General features: G+C 67.6%; 17 protein-coding genes. 10 read left to right on the top strand and 7 right to left on the bottom strand.

The features are described from left to right. The first annotated feature begins 16 nt into the window (after window positions 1–16). From J0J10_RS03685 to rsmA, 3 genes are read left to right on the top strand one after another with little or no spacing between them, the layout of a single operon-like run. Window positions 17–2,533 carry an LPS-assembly protein LptD gene (locus J0J10_RS03685; RefSeq protein WP_291645335.1) on the top strand — a complete coding sequence of 839 codons (2,517 nt, stop codon included), beginning with the start codon at window positions 17–19 and terminating at the stop codon, window positions 2,531–2,533. 45 nt (window positions 2,534–2,578) lie between these two features. After that, a complete protein-coding gene (pdxA, locus tag J0J10_RS03680; protein WP_291645334.1) occupies window positions 2,579–3,598 on the top strand; it encodes a 4-hydroxythreonine-4-phosphate dehydrogenase PdxA in 1,020 nt (339 codons plus the stop codon). Further along, window positions 3,595–4,458 carry a 16S rRNA (adenine(1518)-N(6)/adenine(1519)-N(6))-dimethyltransferase RsmA gene (gene rsmA / locus J0J10_RS03675; protein WP_291640070.1) on the top strand — a complete coding sequence of 288 codons (864 nt, stop codon included), beginning with the start codon at window positions 3,595–3,597 and terminating at the stop codon, window positions 4,456–4,458. Before pdxA ends, rsmA begins: the two co-directional genes overlap by 4 nt. A gap of 35 nt (window positions 4,459–4,493) precedes the next feature. Here the strand turns inward: rsmA and gmk are convergent, their stop codons facing one another. From gmk to fabD, 7 genes are all read right to left on the bottom strand, one after another. Beyond that, entirely contained in the window at window positions 4,494–5,147 is a 654-nt protein-coding gene (gene gmk, locus J0J10_RS03670; RefSeq protein ID WP_452116317.1) for a guanylate kinase, read from the bottom strand. Then, window positions 5,147–6,028 carry a YicC/YloC family endoribonuclease gene (locus J0J10_RS03665; protein WP_291645333.1) on the bottom strand — a complete coding sequence of 294 codons (882 nt, stop codon included), beginning with the start codon at window positions 6,026–6,028 and terminating at the stop codon, window positions 5,147–5,149. The genes gmk and J0J10_RS03665 overlap by 1 nt, the downstream gene beginning before the upstream one ends. Window positions 6,029–6,111: 83 nt before the next feature. Then, a complete protein-coding gene (mltG, locus tag J0J10_RS03660) occupies window positions 6,112–7,425 on the bottom strand; it encodes an endolytic transglycosylase MltG (protein WP_291645332.1) in 1,314 nt (437 codons plus the stop codon). Window positions 7,426–7,561: 136 nt separating this feature from the next. Then, a complete protein-coding gene (gene fabF / locus J0J10_RS03655; RefSeq protein WP_291645331.1) occupies window positions 7,562–8,827 on the bottom strand; it encodes a beta-ketoacyl-ACP synthase II in 1,266 nt (421 codons plus the stop codon). Between the two features lie 53 nt (window positions 8,828–8,880). Beyond that, window positions 8,881–9,114: an acyl carrier protein gene (locus tag J0J10_RS03650; RefSeq protein ID WP_066468900.1), complete on the bottom strand. Its 234-nt coding sequence runs from the start codon at window positions 9,112–9,114 to the stop codon at window positions 8,881–8,883. Window positions 9,115–9,367: 253 nt separating this feature from the next. Next, the gene (gene fabG, locus J0J10_RS03645; RefSeq protein ID WP_291640057.1) at window positions 9,368–10,105 is read right to left on the bottom strand and encodes a 3-oxoacyl-[acyl-carrier-protein] reductase; all 738 of its coding nucleotides are present in this window, start codon (window positions 10,103–10,105) and stop codon (window positions 9,368–9,370) included. Window positions 10,106–10,181: 76 nt separating this feature from the next. Then, complete coding sequence (gene fabD / locus J0J10_RS03640) at window positions 10,182–11,129, bottom strand: ACP S-malonyltransferase (RefSeq protein ID WP_291645330.1); 948 nt, start codon at window positions 11,127–11,129, stop codon at window positions 10,182–10,184. A 344-nt stretch (window positions 11,130–11,473) separates the two neighbouring features. On the opposite strand from fabD, the gene rpsF reads away from it, so the two are divergent. The 7 genes from rpsF to radA all read left to right on the top strand — a co-directional run bounded on the left by rpsF (window position 11,474) and on the right by radA (window position 18,101). Then, window positions 11,474–11,923, top strand: a complete 450-nt coding sequence (gene rpsF, locus J0J10_RS03635; protein WP_291640053.1) for a 30S ribosomal protein S6 — start codon at window positions 11,474–11,476, stop codon at window positions 11,921–11,923. A gap of 3 nt (window positions 11,924–11,926) precedes the next feature. Continuing rightward, window positions 11,927–12,172 (top strand): 30S ribosomal protein S18, encoded by a 246-nt coding sequence (gene rpsR / locus J0J10_RS03630; RefSeq protein WP_038367644.1) that lies wholly within the window; start codon window positions 11,927–11,929, stop codon window positions 12,170–12,172. Between the two features lie 179 nt (window positions 12,173–12,351). Continuing rightward, window positions 12,352–13,296, top strand: coding sequence for a DUF2232 domain-containing protein (locus J0J10_RS03625; protein ID WP_291640051.1), 945 nt, complete (start codon window positions 12,352–12,354; stop codon window positions 13,294–13,296). A gap of 36 nt (window positions 13,297–13,332) precedes the next feature. After that, complete coding sequence (gene rplI, locus J0J10_RS03620) at window positions 13,333–13,899, top strand: 50S ribosomal protein L9 (protein WP_291640049.1); 567 nt, start codon at window positions 13,333–13,335, stop codon at window positions 13,897–13,899. Window positions 13,900–14,052: 153 nt separating this feature from the next. After that, window positions 14,053–15,543 carry a replicative DNA helicase gene (locus J0J10_RS03615; protein WP_291640047.1) on the top strand — a complete coding sequence of 497 codons (1,491 nt, stop codon included), beginning with the start codon at window positions 14,053–14,055 and terminating at the stop codon, window positions 15,541–15,543. After that, window positions 15,540–16,670 carry an alanine racemase gene (gene alr, locus J0J10_RS03610; protein ID WP_291645329.1) on the top strand — a complete coding sequence of 377 codons (1,131 nt, stop codon included), beginning with the start codon at window positions 15,540–15,542 and terminating at the stop codon, window positions 16,668–16,670. Before J0J10_RS03615 ends, alr begins: the two co-directional genes overlap by 4 nt. 6 nt (window positions 16,671–16,676) lie before the next feature. Then, window positions 16,677–18,101, top strand: coding sequence for a DNA repair protein RadA (gene radA / locus J0J10_RS03605; protein ID WP_291645328.1), 1,425 nt, complete (start codon window positions 16,677–16,679; stop codon window positions 18,099–18,101). Window positions 18,102–18,294 lie beyond the last annotated feature (193 nt).

Raw genomic sequence — 18,294 nt, 5'->3', positions numbered from 1 at the left:
GTTCATGGTTCCCGGCGTGAGACGCATTGCGCGCCTTGCTGCAGCGACCGCGCTGGCGACGACGCTCGCGCCGGTTTTCGCTGGACCGGACCTCGCCTGGGCGCAGGAAGCCGCCAAGCCGCAGGAGCGGATGGTCGTCGACGCGCGCGAACTCGTCTATGACAAGGACAAGAATACCGTCTCGGCCGTCGGCGACGTCCAGATTCTCTACCAGGGCCGCACCATCGAAGCGGACCGCGTCGTCTACGACCGGATCAGCAAGCGCGTCGTCGCGAACGGCAATGCCCGCATCACCGAAGCGAACGGCACCGTCATCACCGGCGACCGCTTCAACCTGACCGACGATTTCCGCGACGGCTTCATCGATTCCCTGCGCGTCGTGAACACCGACAAGACGCGCTTCTCCGCACCGCGCGCCGAGCGCACGGATGGCGAGGTCTTCGTCTTCGACAAGGGAATCTACACCGCCTGCGAGCCCTGTGCCGAAAATCCGGAAAAGCCACCCTTCTGGCAGGTTCGCGCCGCTCGGATCATCCACAAGAAATCCGAGCAGATGATCTATTACGAGGACGCCCGGCTGGAGTTCGCCGGCGTCCCGATCGCCTATATCCCCTACATGTCGGGGCCGGACGCGACGGTTAAGCGCAAGACCGGTTTCCTGTCGCCGAAATTCGTCAACACCTCGGCCCTGGGCTACGGCGTCGGCCTGCCCTATTTCATCAATCTCGCGCCGAATTACGACGTCACCCTGACGCCGACCTATCTCACCCGCCAGGGCCTGCTCGGCGAGGCGGAATGGCGCCACCGTTTCTCCAACGGCTCGTACAACATCCGCGCCGCGGGCATTTTTCAGCAGGACAAGGCTGCGTTCCTCCCGAGCCCGTTCGGCGCCGGCAACGACAAGTTCCGCGGCTCGATCGAGACATCCGGCAAGGTCTTCCTGAATCCACGCTGGACCTTCAGCTGGGATGTCGCCGGCTCGACCGACCGATATTTCTACAAGAACTACCGGATCCGCAGCGAGAGCATCACCAGCGGCAGCTTCCTGCAGGAATCGACCTCGACGGTCGCGCTGAACGGCCAGAGCGCCAATGCCTGGTTCGACATGCGCGGCTATTATTTCCAGCCGCTGACCTATCTCGACTGGCAGAAGCAGCAGCCCATCGTGGCGCCCGCGATCGACTACAACAAGCGGCTCCACAAGCCCTCGATGATCGGCGGCGAGCTCTCCTTCACCGTCAACATCACGCATCTGTCGCGCGAAGCGGCGGCGTTCAAGCAGATCCCGAACCAGAACACCTATCTCATCAACACGCCGAAATACTCGCTGTTCGATGGCTGCGCGGTCTACCAGAAGGACAGCTGCCTGATCCGCGGCCTCGCCGGGAACATTGCGCGTGCGACGGCGGAAGTGGCTTGGCGCCGCAACTTCACCGACTCGTTTGGTCAGGTGTGGATGCCCTACGCCTCGCTCCGGGCCGATGTGTTCTCGATCAATCCGAACACGACGAGCTATACGAACTACCACGTCACCACGATCGCCGACCCCTCGGACGAGGTGTTCGGGCGCGCGATGCCGGCCGTCGGCCTGCTCTATCGCTATCCCTTCGTCGCCACGACGTCCTGGGGCACCCATATCCTCGAGCCGGTCGCCCAGGTCGTGGCCCGGCCGAACGAGACCAACAGCCTGCGCATCGCCAACGAAGATGCGCAGAGCATGGTCTTCGACGACACGAACCTGTTCGAGTGGAACAAGTTCTCCGGCTATGACCGCGTCGAGGGCGGCAGCCGCGCCAATATCGGCCTGCGTTATTCGGGCACGTTCGGCAAGGATTCCTACGCCAACCTGTTGTTCGGCCAGTCCTACCATCTCGGTGGACGCAACTCCTACGCCACCGGCGACATGCTCAATACCGGCCTGGAATCGGGTCTCGACACGCGCCGTTCGGACTATGTCGCCCGCGCGCAGTACCAGCCGTTCAAGGGCCTGCTGCTCCAGGGTGGCGCGCGCTTCGACGAGTCGAACTGGGAAGCGCAGCGCATCGACGCCTCGGCCTCGTACTCGCACAGCATCTTCTCGACGACGCTGGGCTACAGCCGCTATGAGCCGCAGCCCGAGCTCGGGATTCCGCGGCGCCGCGAAGGCCTCAGCCTGAGCCAGTCGTTCAGCTTCGCGCAGTACTGGAGCGTCCGCGGCAGCGTGCTGTTCGACCTCGACAAGTACAAATATGACCGTGAGCGCTATCGCGACGCCTATGGGCTGCACCAGCTCTACCCGGCGTCCTATGCCGCTCCGATCTACCCGAAGACCGGACCGCTGCAGACGGCCGCGCTGTCGGCTGGCCTGAGATACCAGGATGAGTGCACGATCTTCGACGTGACCTATTCGCAATCCTATGCCGACCGGCAGGCGGGCGCGAAGAACGACACCCGGACCGTGATGTTCCGGCTGGAGCTGCGCACGCTGGGTGAGGTCAGCTACTCGCAGAATCTCGGCACGAGCAGTGCGGGCGACGGCGTCGCCAGCAACTGACGAAACCAGCCGCGGTCTCGCCATCGCTCCGGAGGGAGGCCGCGCTTGCGCAACCATCTGCTCGCCCTGACCCAGGGCGATCCAGCCGGGGTCGGCCCGGAGCTGAGCGTGATGGCCTGGCTGTTGCGTAAGCAGCAGCATCTGCCGGCCTTCGCCTATCTCGGCAGCGCCATCGGCCTCCAGGCCGTCGCGGATCGGCTGGGCTTGCCAGTCCCGATCCGCAGCGTCGACTGGGACCAGGCCGAGGCGATCTTCGACGAAGCCGTGCCGGTCATCGAGATCGCGGGCGCGCGCCCTGCGACACCGGGCAAACCCGACCCGGCCAATGCAGCCGGCGTGATCGCGGCGATCGAAGCCGGGGTCGCGGCCGTGAATGACGGCTGGGCCGCAGCGCTCGTCACCAATCCGATCGCCAAGAGCGTGCTTTATGCCGCGGGCTTCAGCCACCCCGGCCACACCGAATTCCTCGCCGAGCTCGCCGGGCGCGGCGGCAAGACCGTGCCGCAACCGGTGATGATGATCTGGTCGGAGGGGCTCGCGGTCGTTCCCGTGACCATCCATGTCCCGCTCGCGGCGGTGCCAGCCCTTCTCACGACCGAACTGATCGTCGCGACCGGCAGGATCGTCGCCGCCGACCTGGCGCGGCGCTTCGGCATCACCCGGCCGCGACTGGCCCTGAGCGGTCTCAATCCGCATGCCGGCGAGGGCGGTGCGCTCGGGCGCGAGGACGACGCCGTGGTCGCCCCGGCGGTCGCGGAGCTGCGTGCGCTCGGCATCGAAGCGAGCGGGCCCTACCCGGCCGATACGATGTTCCATGAACGCGCACGCGCCGGCTATGACGTCGCGCTCGCCATGTATCACGACCAGGCCCTGATCCCGATCAAGACGATCGCCTTCGACGAGGGCGTCAACGTCACGCTCGGCCTGCCCTTCATCCGGACGTCGCCGGACCATGGCACCGCCTTCGACATCGCCGGCAAGGGCATTGCCCGACCCGACAGTCTTTGCGCGGCACTCAAGCTCGCGGGCAGGATGGCAGAGGCCGAGAGGAAACAGCGGAAATGAGCGCGCCCGAAAGCCTCGCCCAGGACGGGCTGCCGCCGCTGCGCGAGGTGGTCGAGCGCCACGGCCTGATGGCGCAGAAGGCGCTCGGGCAGAACTTCCTGTTCGACCTCAACCTGACCGGCCGCATCGCGCGCTCCGCAGGGCCGCTCTCCGGGCAGACCGTCGTCGAGATCGGCCCCGGCCCAGGCGGACTGACACGGGCCTTGCTGGCGAACGGCGCCGAGCGCGTGATCGCGATCGAGCGCGACCGGCGCTGCCTGCCGGCGCTGGCCGAGATCGCGGCACATTATCCCGGGCGTCTCGAAGTCGTCGACGGCGATGCGCTCGCCGTCGACCTGTCGGCCTTGCTGCACGGCCAGGAGGCGCGCATCGTCGCCAACCTGCCCTATAATATCGGAACGCCGCTGCTCGTCGGCTGGCTCAGCGCCGAGCCCTGGCCGTCCTGGTGGAGCTCGCTGACCCTGATGTTCCAGCGCGAGGTCGCCGAACGCATCGTCGCGACGCCCGAGCAGCGTGCCGCCTATGGCCGCCTGGCGGTGCTCACCGGCTGGCGCTGCGAAGCGAAGATCCTGTTCGACGTGCCCAAGAGCGCCTTTGTGCCGCCGCCGAAGATCACCTCCTCGATCGTGCAGCTCATCCCGCGGCAACGGCCCGAGCCCTGCGACCGGCGCCTGCTCGAGCGCATTACGCTCGCGGCCTTCGGACAGCGTCGCAAGATGCTCAGGCAGAGCCTGAAACCGGTGCTGGCCGAGCCGACGCCGATCATCGAGGCGGCCGGGCTGTCGCCGACGGCGCGGGCCGAGGAGGTCCCGGTTTCGGGCTTCGTGCGACTGGCGAACGCGCTGGCGGAAGCGCTGTAAGCGGCAGCGGCGCAATCAGCGCTGCCGCCGGCTCCTCAGGCCGTCTGCTCGTCGAGCAGTTGCTCGACGAAGCTCGCCATGCCGGTGGCGCGCGCACGCTTCAGGCGCTCGGCGACGAGGATGGCCCGCACGGATTCATAGGCGGCGCCGAGATCGTCATTGATGATGACGTAATCATAGACGCTCCAGCGCGCGATCTCGTCGCGGGCATTGGCGAGGCGCTTGGCGATCACCTCGGGCGCGTCCTCGGCCCGGCGCACCAGGCGCGAGCGCAGCTCGGCCATGGAAGGCGGCAGTATGAAGATCGCCACGACGTCCTCGCGGGCCTTTTCGAGGATTTGCTGCGTGCCCTGGTAATCGATGTCGAAGAGCACGTCGCGGCCGGCCTTCAAGGCCTCCTCGACCGGCTTGCGCGGGGTGCCATAGCCATTGCCGTGAACCTCGGCGGATTCTAGCAGCTCGTCACGCTGGCGCAGGCCGTCGAAGACCTCGCGCTCGATGAAGTGATAATGCACCCCCTCGATCTCGGAGGGGCGCCGCGCCCGCGTCGTCACCGACACCGAGAGGTCGAGATTGGTCTCCTTCTGCGACAGCGTGCGCGTCAGGGTCGACTTGCCGGCGCCGGAGGGCGACGACAGGATCAGCATCAGGCCGCGACGGGCCGGGCGGACGAGATCGACCATCGCCATCATTCCACGTTCTGGACCTGCTCGCGCAGCTGGTCGACCGTCGTGCGCAGATCGAGGCCGATGCGCGACAGGCCGGGATCGCCGGCCTTGGCGCAGAGCGTCGAGGATTCGCGACCGAACTCCTGTGCCAGGAAATCGAGCTTGCGGCCGATCGGCCCACCCTGGGCGAGCAGTTCGCGCAGGCCGGCGACATGAGCGTGCAGCCGGTCGATCTCCTCGCGGATATCGGCTCGGACGGCGAGCAATGCCGCCTCCTGATGCAGGCGCTGCGGGTCGAGCGTATGGCTGGTCTCGATCAGGGCCGCGACCTGGCCGGCGAGCCGGGCCTTCACCGCCTCGACGCTGCGGGCCGGGTGGCTTTCGGCCTCGCCGGTCAACCGGGCGATGGTGCCGAGATGGCCCGCAAGGACGCTCTCGAGCGCTTGCCCCTCGCCGAGCCGCGCCTGCTTGAGCGAGCCGACCAGCCGGTCCAGCGCCGCCAGGACCGGCTTCTCGAGCACCGAGGCGGTATCCTCCGCCTCCTCGGCGATCTCGACGACGCCGCGAATGGCGAGCAGGCCGTCCAGCGAGGCCGGCGCCATGCCGGCCGGCAGCGGCACCCGGGCGGCGGCATCGAGCAATCCGGCGAGCGCGTCCTGGTTGATGCGCGGCCGCGCCGGGGCCGCCGCGCTGGTGATGGCGAGATTGACGTGCAGCGTGCCGCGCGAAAAGGCCGCCGACATCTGCTTGCGCGCCGCCTCCGAGAACTGCTCGAAGCCCGGTGGCACGCGAACGCGGACATCAAGGCCACGGCCGTTGACGCTGCGCACCTCCCAGGCGAAGGCGTGGGTGGCGACGGTCCCGGCCTCGCGGGCGAAACCCGTCATGCTTTCGATTGCCATGGTGCGTAATTCCTGCCGCGAATGCGGCCGGACCCTAGACAGGGCTTGTCACGACGACAAGCGCGAGAAGTGGAAAGCCCCGGTCAGGGCCGCAAAGCGGGTACGACCTTGGGACTGTTCAGGTCGAAGCTACGATTGAGGAGCGGGTCGCGATCGGTCCCCTCGGACGCGTCGAAGGCGCGCGCCCGCGTGCCCTCGGCGCCGCCCTGCGCCGACTGGGAGCGCGCCCCGCCCGGCGCTTCGGTGCGCGAGTCCGGCGATGGCGGCGGCTCGGCCTTGTCGATGCTCGCTTCGGGCGCCGGCTTGCCGGCCTCGCGTCGGCCGGCCTCGACCTGGCGCCAGCGCGCGACATTGCGGTTGTGCTGCTCCAAGCTCTCGGCGAAGGCGTGGCCGCCGCTGCCGTCGGCGACGAAATAGAGATCCTTTGTCCGCGAATGGTTGACCACGGCCTCGAGCGCGGCGCGGCCGGGATTGGCGATCGGCCCCGGCGGCAGGCCGTCGATCACATAGGTGTTGTAGGGCGTCGCCTGGCTGATCTCGGTGCGCAGGATGCCGCGTCCGAGCGTGCCCTTGCCGCCGACCAGCCCATAGACGATCGTCGGGTCGGATTGCAGCTTCATCTTGCGGTTGAGCCGGTTGATGAAGACGCCTGCGACGCGGGTGCGCTCATCGGCTCGCCCGGTCTCCTTCTCGACGATCGAGGCCAGGATGACGAGTTCCTGAGGCGTCTTGATCGGCAGATCCGCAGGACGGCGCGCCCAGATATCGTTGAGGATGCGGCGCTGGTCGCGCGTCATCCGATCGACCATGGCCTGCCGGGTCGAGCCGCGCTGGAACTTGTAGGTGTCCGGCAGCATCGCGCCCTCGCGCGGAACCTGGATGATCTCGCCGGTGAGCAGCTCGTTCTCCTTCAGGCGCGCAATGATCTGCTCGCTGGTCAGGCCCTCGGGAATGGTCACGGAATGCTCGACCGCCTTGCCTTCGGCAATGATGTCGATGATGTCGCGCTGGCTGACGCGGGCCTTGAACAGGTATTCGCCGGCCTTGAGCTTGGTCCAGTTGCCCGACAGCAGCGCGGAGAGGCGGAAGGCCCAGGGATATTCGATCAGCCCCTCGCGCTGGAGCAGCTCGGCGATCTCGGTCAGCCCGCTCTCCCGCGGAATGATCAGCACCCGATCATTGGCGAGCGGCCCCGGCGCACGGCTGCGGCTCTCGACGAAGGCGATGCCGCCACCGACGAGGCCGGCGAGTACGAGCGCTGCGGTGAACAGCCCGCTGAGCATCGCGATGAAAGGCGAACGCCGGCGGCGACGCACCTTCGGCGGCGGCGAAGGAGGCGCTACCGGCTTCAACGCCTCGTTTGGGCTCCTCGGCGCAACGCGGGGCGGCTGATTCATAGTGCTTACGCCTGATCTTCCGACATCACGAGCCGTTTTGCCGGCATGGAATCGACCTCTCGGCCGCGCCCGATAGTCTGGCAGCGCGGTCGCGACAGGCTAGCGAAAATTATGGCGAAAGCGCGCTTTCCCCGACTTAGTCGACGAAACGCCGCATCACCAGGGATGCGTTGGTGCCGCCGAAGCCGAAGGAATTGGACAGCGCGACGTCGATCTTCCGCTGCTTGGCCTTGTGCGGCACGAGATCGATCTCGGTCTCGACCGAGGGATTGTCGAGATTGATCGTCGGCGGCGCAACCTGGTCACGAATGGCCAGGATGGAGAAGATCGCCTCGATCGCCCCGGCAGCGCCGAGCAGATGGCCGGTCGCCGACTTCGTCGAGGACATCGCCGGGCGTTGCGGCGCGTTCGCGAGCAGGCGCTCGACGGCGCGCAGCTCGATCTCGTCGCCGACCTGTGTCGAGGTACCATGGGCGTTGATGTAGTCGACATCGGAAGCGCGCAGCCCGGCACGGTTCAGCGCCGCCTGCATGCAACGATAGGCCCCGTCCCCGTCCTCGGACGGCGAAGTGATGTGATAGGCATCGCCCGACATGCCATAGCCGACGATCTCGGCGTAGATCCGGGCACCACGGGCAAGCGCGTGCTCGAGCTCTTCCAGCACGACGACGCCGGCGCCCTCACCCATGACGAAGCCGTCACGGTCCTTGTCATAGGGCCGGGAAGCCTTCTCGGGCGTGTCGTTGAAATTGGTCGAAAGTGCACGGCAGGCGCAGAAGCCGGCAATGCCGAGGCGGTTGATCGCCGATTCGGTGCCGCCGGCGACCATCACCTCGGCGTCGCCGAGCGCCACCATGCGGGCCGCATCACCGATGGCATGCGCTCCGGTCGAACAGGCGGTGACGACGGCGTGATTCGGGCCCTTCAGCCCGTGCTCGATCGAGACATAGCCGGCTGCAAGGTTGCTCAACCGGCCCGGGATGAAAAAGGGCGAGAGACGGCGCGGTCCGCGCTCCTTCAGCAGCAGCGAACCGTCATAGATGCCGCCGAGGCCGCCGATGCCGGAGCCGATGGCGACACCGGTACGGATCTGCTCTTCGTAGGATTCCGGCTTCCAGCCCGAATCGCCCAGCGCCTGGCTGGCGGCAGCCATGGCGAAGACGATGAAGTCGTCGACCTTGCGCTGCTCCTTCGACTCCATCCAATCATCGGGATTGAAGGTGCCGGCGGAGCCATCGCCACGCGGAATGTTGCAGGCGATGCGGGCGGGGAGATCCGAAGCATCGAAGCTCGTGATCGGGCCGGCGCCGCTCTCGCCAGCGATCAGGCGGGACCAGGTCGCATCGACCCCGCAGCCAAGCGGGGTCACCATGCCAAGTCCGGTGACGACAACACGTCGCATCGGTATTCCTCGCTCGGTCAAGACGCTGGTTCGCGCGCTGGACTCTGAGCCGCTCAGGCGGACTTCGACAGGAACTTGACGGCGTCGCCGACCGTCACGATCGTCTCGGCGGCATCGTCAGGGATCTCGACGCCGAACTCTTCCTCGAACGCCATCACCAGCTCGACGGTGTCGAGGCTGTCCGCACCGAGATCCTCGATAAAGTTGGCGCCTTCGACGACCTTGTCGGCGTCGACGCCGAGGTGCTCGATCACGATCTTCTTCACGCGCTCGGCGACATCGCTCATGGGTCTATCCTCAAACCTTGAAAACACACCGCTGACAGCGACGCGTCGTTGAAATCGGTTTCCCGGCCGGCCCTCGCGCCTCCGCGGGCGCCGGTCGGGTGTTCATGGCTGCACAAACGCAACAACCGGGTTGGCGTCAAGCCCCCCGGCTGGCGATCGTCGCGCCGCCGGCTGGGTAGTTAACACACTCGTAATAGGCTGGCGAGAGTTCTCCAGAAGCATCGAAACGTTCCGGAAAACCATCGCAACCCACTCAGATCATTGCCATTCCGCCGTTGACATGGATAGTCTGGCCAGTGACGTAGCCGGCTTCGGAGCTCGCCAGATAGGCCACCGCCGCGGCGACATCGTCACCCACACCCAAACGCCCCATTGGCACGTCGGCGAGGATGCTCTCGCGCTGCTTCTCGTTCAGCACCTCGGTCATCGGCGACTCGATGAAACCGGGCGCGACGACGTTGACGGTGATGTTCCGGCTGGCCACCTCGGAGGCCAGCGACTTCGACATGCCGATCAGCCCGGCCTTCGACGCCGCGTAATTGCCCTGGCCGGGATTGCCGGAGGTGCCGACCACCGAGCCGATCGAGACGATGCGGCCATAGCGCCGGCGCATCATGCTCTTCACCGCGGCACGCGAGAGCCGGAAGGCGGCGGTCAGGTTGACCGCGAGCACCAGATCCCAATCCTCGTCCTTCAGGCGCATGAACAGATTGTCGCGCGTGACACCGGCATTGTTGACGAGAATGTCGAGGCCGCCGAGCTTGGCTTCGGCCGCCGGCACGAGGGCTTCGACCGAATCGCGATCGGCGAGATTGCAGGGCGCGATCTCGACGCGCTCGCCCAGCTCCTTCGCCAGGGCCTCCAGCGCCTCGACCCGGGTCCCCGACAAGGCGACGGCCGCGCCCTGCGCGTGCAGCCGCCGGGCGATGGCACCGCCGAGCCCGCCGGTGGCGCCGGTCACCAGCGCCTTCTTCCCGGTCAGATCAAGCATTCTTCCTCCTTTTCGGCATTCTGCCGTCATGTCGGCCGGCCCATGCGAGGAGCCGGCCCTCATCGTCGCAACAGTCCTAGACGCCACGCTGGGCCTTGTAGCTCGCGACATCGTCAGGCGAGCCGATCGAAGAGGCGGCAGCCCCCGCTGCGATGCGCTTGACCAGCCCGGCGAGGACCTTGCCGGAGCCGACCTCGAAGAATTGCGTCACGCCGGCCCCGGCCATGGCCTCGACACATTCGCGCCAGCGCACCGTGCCGGTGACCTGCGCCACCAGCGAGGCGCGAATCGCGGCGGGATCGGAAAGCGGAGCCGCCCCGACATTGGCCATCACGGGCACGACCGGCGCCGCCATCGCGACCTCCGCCAGGGCGGCCTGCATCGCCTCGGCCGCCGGCTGCATCAGCGCGCAATGGAAGGGCGCCGACACTGGAAGCAGCATGGCGCGGCGCACGCCTCGCTCGCCAGCGAGCGCGATGGCACGCTCGACGGCAGCCCTGGCTCCGGAGAGCACGACCTGGCCGCCGCCATTGTCATTGGCTGCCTCGCAGACCTGCCCCTCGGCGGCATCGGCAGCGATGGAACGGGCCTGATCCAGATCGACGCCGAGCAGGGCGGCCATCGCTCCCTCACCCGCCGGGACGGCCTTCTGCATCGCGTCGCCGCGAATGCGCAGCAGGCGTGCCGCATCGGAGATCGAGAAAGTGCCGGCCGCCGCCAGCGCCGAATACTCGCCGAGCGAATGCCCGGCCACGAAGGTCGCGTCGCGCGCCAGCGAGAGGCCGGCCTCGGCCTCGAGCACCCGGATCGCGGCCAGACTCACCGCCATCAGCGCGGGCTGAGCGTTGGCGGTCAGGGTGAGTTCCTCGGACGGCCCTTCCCACATCAGCGCCGAAAGCTTCTGCGCCAAAGCTGCGTCGACCTCGTCGAAAACGGCGCGGGCCACCGGAAAGGCCTCGGCAAGGCTCTTGCCCATGCCGACCGCCTGTGAACCTTGCCCTGGAAAGATGAAAGCCGTCGCCATGTCCTGCTGGTCCTGAAGATCGCGCCTGGTTAACGTTGCGCGGCGCAGTCGCACCCGGTGGGCAGCCAAGTCAAGGCTCGGACGGGCCAAAACTCGACTTGCGCGGCTATTTTGCGGTGTTTTCGGCTTGCGTAAAGCGCCATCTGCCTGTAACGAGCCCCTTGCTTGTTCGGCCGGAGGCTGAACGGATGGCGGAGCGCTCCCTTCCGGAACCGCTCCGCTCGGCTGCTCTTCCGGGCAGCCACCATCCCGTGTCTCCGCCTTCGATGAAATCCTGTCGGGCCTTATCCAGGGCTCGAAGGGCTCCGCGCCGGACGAAGCAGGTGAAAGAAGGAAGGCCACTCATGGCATTGTACGAGCATGTTCTGCTCGCGCGACAAGATGTCAGCGCGCAGCAGGTCGAGGCCCTTGTCGAACAGTTCAAGGGGATCCTCGAGGCGAATGGCGGCTCGGTCGCCAAGGTCGAGTACTGGGGCGTCAAGTCCCTCGGCTACCGCATCAAGAAGAACCGCAAGGCGCATTATTCGCTGCTGAACATCGACGCCCCGCCGGCCGCCGTGGCCGAGATGGAGCGCCAGATGCGCATCAACGAAGACGTGCTGCGCTTCATGACCATCCGCGTCGAGGCGCTCGAGGACGGCCAGTCGGTCATGCTCCAGAAGCGTGACCGTGACGAGCGCGGCGACCGTTTCGACCGTGGCGGTCCGGGCGGCGACCGTTTCGACCGCGGCCCGCGCCGCGAGCGTCCGCGCCGCGAAGACGAAGCCACCGAAACCCCCGCCGGGGAGGCCTGATCCATGTCGACCGCATCTGCCGGCGCCCGCCGCCCCTTCTTCCGCCGCCGCAAGTCCTGCCCGTTCTCGGGCGAAGGCGCTCCGAAGATCGACTACAAGGACGTGCGTCTGCTCTCGCGCTACATCTCCGAGCGCGGCAAGATCGTGCCGTCGCGCATCACGGCCGTCTCGGCCAAGAAGCAGCGCGAGCTCGCCCAGGCGATCAAGCGCGCCCGCTTCCTCGGCCTGCTGCCCTACGTCATCCGCTGAGCGGCTGAACATCTCCCGGTGGCGCCTCGGCGCCACCGGTCTGCCAAACTGATGAACTACTGGTCGCCCGGCGGTGAAACCCCTCCGGGTATGTTGAGGCGAAAAGCCCTCTCACCCTGCCGCGAGCCTGTTCCGATCTGACGGAAAGCGCGCGAGAGCAGCGGGACAGCAGGACGGACATGCTACCCATCGTCGGCATCGGCGCGGGGCTGGTTTCAGCCCTTCTGTTCACAGTGGTGATCACCGGATCGCCGCTGGCGCTGCTGTTGTCCTATGTCGCGCCGCTCCCGGTCTTCATCGCCGCGCTCGGCTGGAACCATCGGGCCGGGCTGGTCGCGACGGCTTGCGGCACCGCTGCAGTCGCGGTCGTGCTGAAAGTGCCGCTCGGCCTCGCCTTCGCCATCGGCGCCGCCTTGCCGGCCTGGTGGATCGCCTATCTTGCTTTACTGGCGCGCACCGACGGCGAGGGGTCTAGCGAGTGGTATCCGCTCGGACGGCTGCTGGTCTGGATCGCCGCGGTCGCCACGCTGGTGACGGTTGGCGGCGCCCTCGCGATCGCACCCGACTACGAGACCTATCGCAGCATAATGACGCGCGGCTTGCAGCTCGTGCTCAGCGGCGGCGAGGGCGTCGGCCCTTCCGTACGCCTGCCGAACGGCATCGACGCCGCCGACCTCGCCGCCCGCCTCGCGGCGCTCGTTCCGGCCGCCGCCGGCGCCTCCTTCGTTCCGATGATCGTCGCCAATCTCTGGCTGGCGGCGAAGGCGGTGCAGCTTTCCGGGCGGCTGCCGCGGCCCTGGCCCTTCATTCCGGCGACCCGCCTGCCCGCCAAGGCGGTCGCGGCGCTCATCGCCGGCTTCGTGGTGAGCCTGATGGGCGGCTTCGTCGGCCTGGCCGGCGCGGCCGTCACCGGCGCGCTGATCGCGGCCTTCGGCCTGGCCGGCCTGGCGGCGGTGCACGATCTCAGCCGCGGCAAGGCCTGGCGGATGCCGACCCTGTTCGCGGTCTATCTGGCGCTGCTGGTCATGCTGATCACGGTGTTCCCCTTCCTCGCGCTGCTCGGCATCGCCGACGCGCTGATCGACTTGCGCCGGCGCGGATCGTCGACGCCGCCTACCGCCTGACATCGACCTCTCGACGAAACATCAAGGAGAAGAACCATGGAAGTCATCCTGCTCGAACGCGTCGCCAAGCTCGGCCAGATGGGCGAGACCGTGCGCGTGCGCGACGGCTACGGCCGCAACTACCTGCTCGCGCGCGGCAAGGCCCTGCGCGCCACCGAAGAGAACAAGAAGCGCTTCGAGAACCAGCGCGTCGAACTCGAGACCCGCAACCTCGAGCTCAAGCACGAAGCCGATACGGTCGCCGAGTCGCTCGACGGGCATTCGGTGGTGATGCTGCGCCAGTCGGGCGAGTCCGGCGTGCTCTACGGCTCGGTTTCGACCCGCGACATCGCCGAAGCGCTGAAGAGTGACGGCTTCTCGGTCGACCGCGGCCAGATCACCCTGAACACCCCGATCAAGACCCTCGGCCTGCACAGCGTCCCGGTCGTGCTGCATCCGGAAGTCTCGGTCACCGTCACCGTCAACATCGCCCGTTCGGCCGAAGAGGCGGAGCGCCAGGTGCGCGGCGAGGACGTCACCGCCCGCGAGGCCTTCGACCTCGACGATCTCGGCCTCGAGGTCGGCGCTGCGCTGGCCGAGGCCGGCGAAGACGACGATCGCTGATCGCCTTTCCGGCCCAGTCCGGAGTCAATGGGCGCCGTGGCAACACGGCGCCCTTTTCGTTGGTGCTGTGGACAGCGGGCACGGTTTTCGGTATTCGTAATGTTCCTATTTCGTTCAGGTTCATGACCCCGCGACTCTGACTTATCCAAGGCCATGTCCAGCGCCACCGCCCTCATCGCCCGCCTCGACAACAACGAGGCGCATTTCCGCGTCCAACCTCACAATATCGAGGCCGAGCAGGCGCTGCTGGGCGCGATCCTGGTCAATAACGACGCCTTCTACCGGGTCTCCGACTTCCTGCTGCCCGAGCACTTCTTCGAGGAATTGCACCGGCGCATCTATGAGCTGATGTCGGGGCTGATTCGCGCCGGCAAGATCGCGACTCCGATCACGCTGAAGACCTATGTCGGCGAGCTCGACCTCGGCGGGATCACCGCCTCGCAATATCTGGCGCGGCTGGCGGCCGAAGCCACCACCGTCATTAACGCCCAGGACTATGGCCGCACCATCTACGACCTCGCCATCCGGCGACAGCTGATCGGTGTCGGCGAGGAACTGGTCAACGTCGCCTATGACGCGCCCGTCGACATGGCGCCGCGCGAGCAGATCGAGGATGCCGAGCGCAAGCTCTACGAATTGGCGGAAAAGGGCCGCTATGAGGGCGGCTTCCAGAAATTCGACCAGGCGATGCGGCTCGCCATCGACATGGCGGCCAGCGCCTTTCAGCGCGCCGGCGGCCTCTCCGGCATTTCCTCGGGCCTGCGCGATCTCGACCAGCGCATGGGCGGCCTGCAGCGCTCCGACCTGATCGTGCTCGCCGGGCGCCCCGCCATGGGCAAGACCTCGCTCGCCACCAACATCGCCTTCAATATCGCCAAGGCCTGGCGGGCCGAGCGCCAGGAGAACGGCGAGCTCAAATCCGTCGATGGCGGCATTGTCGGCTTCTTCTCGCTCGAAATGTCGGCCGATCAGCTCGCGACCCGCATCGTCGCCGAGCAGGCCAGCATTTCCTCCTACAAGATCAGGCAGGGCCGCCTTACCGAGGCCGAGTTCGCCAGGCTCAGCGATGTCGCCGCGCAGATCGAGAAGCTGCCGCTCTATATCGACCAGACCGGCGGTATCTCGATCGCCCAGCTGATGGCCCGCGCCCGGCGGCTGAAGCGCCAGAAGGGGCTCGACGTCCTGTTCATCGACTATCTCCAGCTCCTCGCCGGCTCCTCGAAGAACAGCCAGAACCGCGTGCAGGAGCTGACCGAGATCACCACCAGCCTGAAGGCGCTGGCCAAGGAACTCGAGGTCCCGATCGTGGCGCTCTCCCAGCTCTCACGCCAGGTCGAGAGCCGCGACGACAAGCGCCCGCAGCTCTCCGACCTGCGCGAATCCGGCTCGATCGAGCAGGACGCCGACGTGGTGATGTTCGTCTATCGCGACGAGTACTATCTGAAGGGTAAGGAGCCGCGCCCCGGCACCGAAGAGCACAACAAATGGCAGATCGAGATGGAAGCGGCCCATGGCCTGGCCGAGCTCATCATCGGCAAGCAGCGCCACGGCCCGACCGGAACCATCGCCCTGCAGTTCGACGCCGACGTGACGCGCTTCTCCGACAGGGCCGACCAGAGCCATCTCCCGGAGCGCCTTGAATGAGCCCCTTCGACACGCCGAAGAACGCCGACCACGGCCCCGCTCTCACGATCGACCTCGGGGCGCTCGTCGCCAATTGGCGCGCCCTCGGTGCGCGCGCCGGTACCGAGGCCGCTGCCGTGGTCAAGGCCGATGCCTACGGGATCGGCATCGAGCCCGCCGTGACAGCGCTTGCCGCAGCCGGTTGCCGGAATTTCTTCGTCGCGCACCTTTCCGAAGGCATCCGCGCCCGTGCAGTCGCGCGCGACGCAACGATTTATGTGCTGAACGGCCTGCCGCCCGAGAGCTGCGCGACCTATGCCGAGCACGATCTCTCGCCGGTGCTGGGCTCGCATGAGGAGCTGCTGGAATGGGCCGGCTTCCGCCAGGGCGGGGCCAGGGTCAGGCCGGCAGCACTGCATGTCGACACCGCGATGAACCGACTCGGGCTCTGGGTCGGCGAAGGGCTCGATCTCGCCCGCGAACGCTCCGGCGTCATCGCCGCGGCCGAGATCGGACTGGTGATGAGCCATTTCGCCTCCTCGGAAGATGTCGCCGACCCGGCCAATGCCCGCCAGATCGCGGCCTTTGCCGAGATCGCGGCGGCGTTTCCGGGCGTGCCGGCCTCACTCAAGAATTCGTCGGCCCATTTCCTGCCGGACTGCCCGTCCTACCAGCTCACCCGTCCCGGCTATGCGCTCTATGGCGGCAACCCGACTCCCGGCCGGCCGAACCCGATGCAGCCTGTCGTCGGGCTGGAAGCCCGCATCCTGCAGGTCCGCGAGGTCGCAGCCGGCACCCAGGTCGGCTATAACGGCCGCTGGACCGCCCAAGGCCGGCGCAGGCTCGCGACGATCAGCCTCGGCTATGCCGACGGCTATCCGCGCAATGCGAGCTGGACCGATGCTTCGCCCGGCGGCTCGGCGCTGGTCGGCGGGCTGCGCTGCCCCTTCGTCGGCACCGTCTCGATGGATTTGATCATCGTCGACGTCACGCATGCCCCGGCCGGTGCAGCGGTACGCGGCGCGCCCGTCACGCTGATCGGCGGCGAGCTCGATCTCGAAGCGGTCGGCGCCGGCGCCAAGACCATCGGCTACGAAGTCCTGACCAGCCTCGGGCGGCGCCATGCCCGGCGCTATGTCGGGCTCTAGGCCGTAATGGCCAAGCGCGGTCCGACCTATGCGTGCCAAGCCTGCGGCGCGGTCTATCATCGCTGGCAGGGCAAATGCGATGCCTGCGGCACCTGGTCGTCGCTGTCCGAGGAGGCGCAGGCCGCACCGGTGCCCGGCGGCGGCAGGGCCAGCGGCGGCGGCAGGGCACGCGGCCGCGTCTTCGCATTGGAGAGCCTGAAGGGCGAAACGCAGGACGCGCCGCGCATCGTCTCCGGCATCGGCGAACTCGACCGCGTCACCGGCGGCGGCTTCGTGCCCGGCTCGGTCCTGCTGATCGGCGGCGATCCCGGCATCGGCAAGTCGACGCTGCTGATGCAGGCCTGCGCCGCCATGGCGCTGACCAGGCGGCGCGTCGTCTACGTCTCGGGCGAGGAATCGACCAGCCAGGTCCGCCTGCGCGCGCAGCGCATGGGCCTCGCCGAGGCGCCGGTCGACCTCGCGGCCGAGACCAATGTCGAGGACATCATCGCGACGCTCGGCCAGGGCGAGCGCCCTGCCCTGGTGGTGATCGACTCGATCCAGACCATGTGGTCGGGCGAGGTCGAGAGCGCGCCCGGCACGGTGACGCAGGTCCGGGGCTCGGCCCAGGCCCTGATCCGCTATGCCAAGACCTCGGGCGCCTGCCTGATCCTGGTCGGCCATGTCACCAAGGACGGACAGATCGCCGGCCCGCGCGTCGTCGAGCACATGGTCGACGCGGTGCTTTCCTTCGAGGGTGAAGGCGCGCATGCCTTCCGCATCCTGCGCGGCCAGAAGAACCGTTTCGGGGCTACCGACGAGATCGGCGTCTTCGAGATGACCGGTCAGGGACTTTCCGAGGTCGGCAATCCCTCGGCCCTGTTCCTGACCGGCCGCGACCAGGGCGCGCCGGGCGCCGCCGTGCTCGCCAGCGTCGAGGGCACGAGGCCAGTGCTGGTCGAGATCCAGGCCCTGGTGGCGCCGACCGCGCTAGGCACGCCGCGGCGTGCTGTCGTGGGCTGGGAGAACAGCCGCCTCGCCATGGTCCTGGCCGTGCTGGAAACGCATGGCGGGCTGAAGCTCGGCCAGCACGACATCTATCTCAACGTCGCCGGCGGGCTGCGGGTCGCCGAGCCGGCCGCCGATCTCGCGGTCGCGGCGGCACTGGTCTCGTCGCTGACCGGCGCGGTGCTGCCGGCAGGCTCGGTCTATTTCGGCGAGATCGCACTTTCGGGCGCCATCCGCCCGGTCTCGGTTTCGGCGGCCCGGCTGCGCGAAGCCGCGAAGCTCGGCTTCGGCAGCGCGGTCATGGCCGTCGGCGGGGCCGAATCGGGCGATGGCGGCGGGCTCGGGCTCAAACGGATCAGCCATGTTGGCGAGCTCGTCGCCGAGATTGCCGCGACCGCGCCGCGTGCTCGTTCCGGTCAGCGTGCCCGGCAAGCCGAGCAATAGAACGGCCTTGATCCGGAGGCGGAGAGACGGATTCAGCGATCAGGCCGGGCGGCCTGATCCGGGCCGGTTCTCGCAGTGCAAAATGAGCCGACTGCATGGGTGACGCGCGAGGCTTGAACTTGTATAGCAAAATCCGCCTGGCCTCCCCATCTCCAGCGGGCTGGACCCGAATTTTCAGCGAAGCGGCCCTGAC

The organism is Allobosea sp., from assembly GCF_017308075.1.
Taxonomy (GTDB): domain Bacteria; phylum Pseudomonadota; class Alphaproteobacteria; order Rhizobiales; family Beijerinckiaceae; genus Allobosea.
This window is presented reverse-complemented; position numbering and strand designations above follow the sequence as displayed.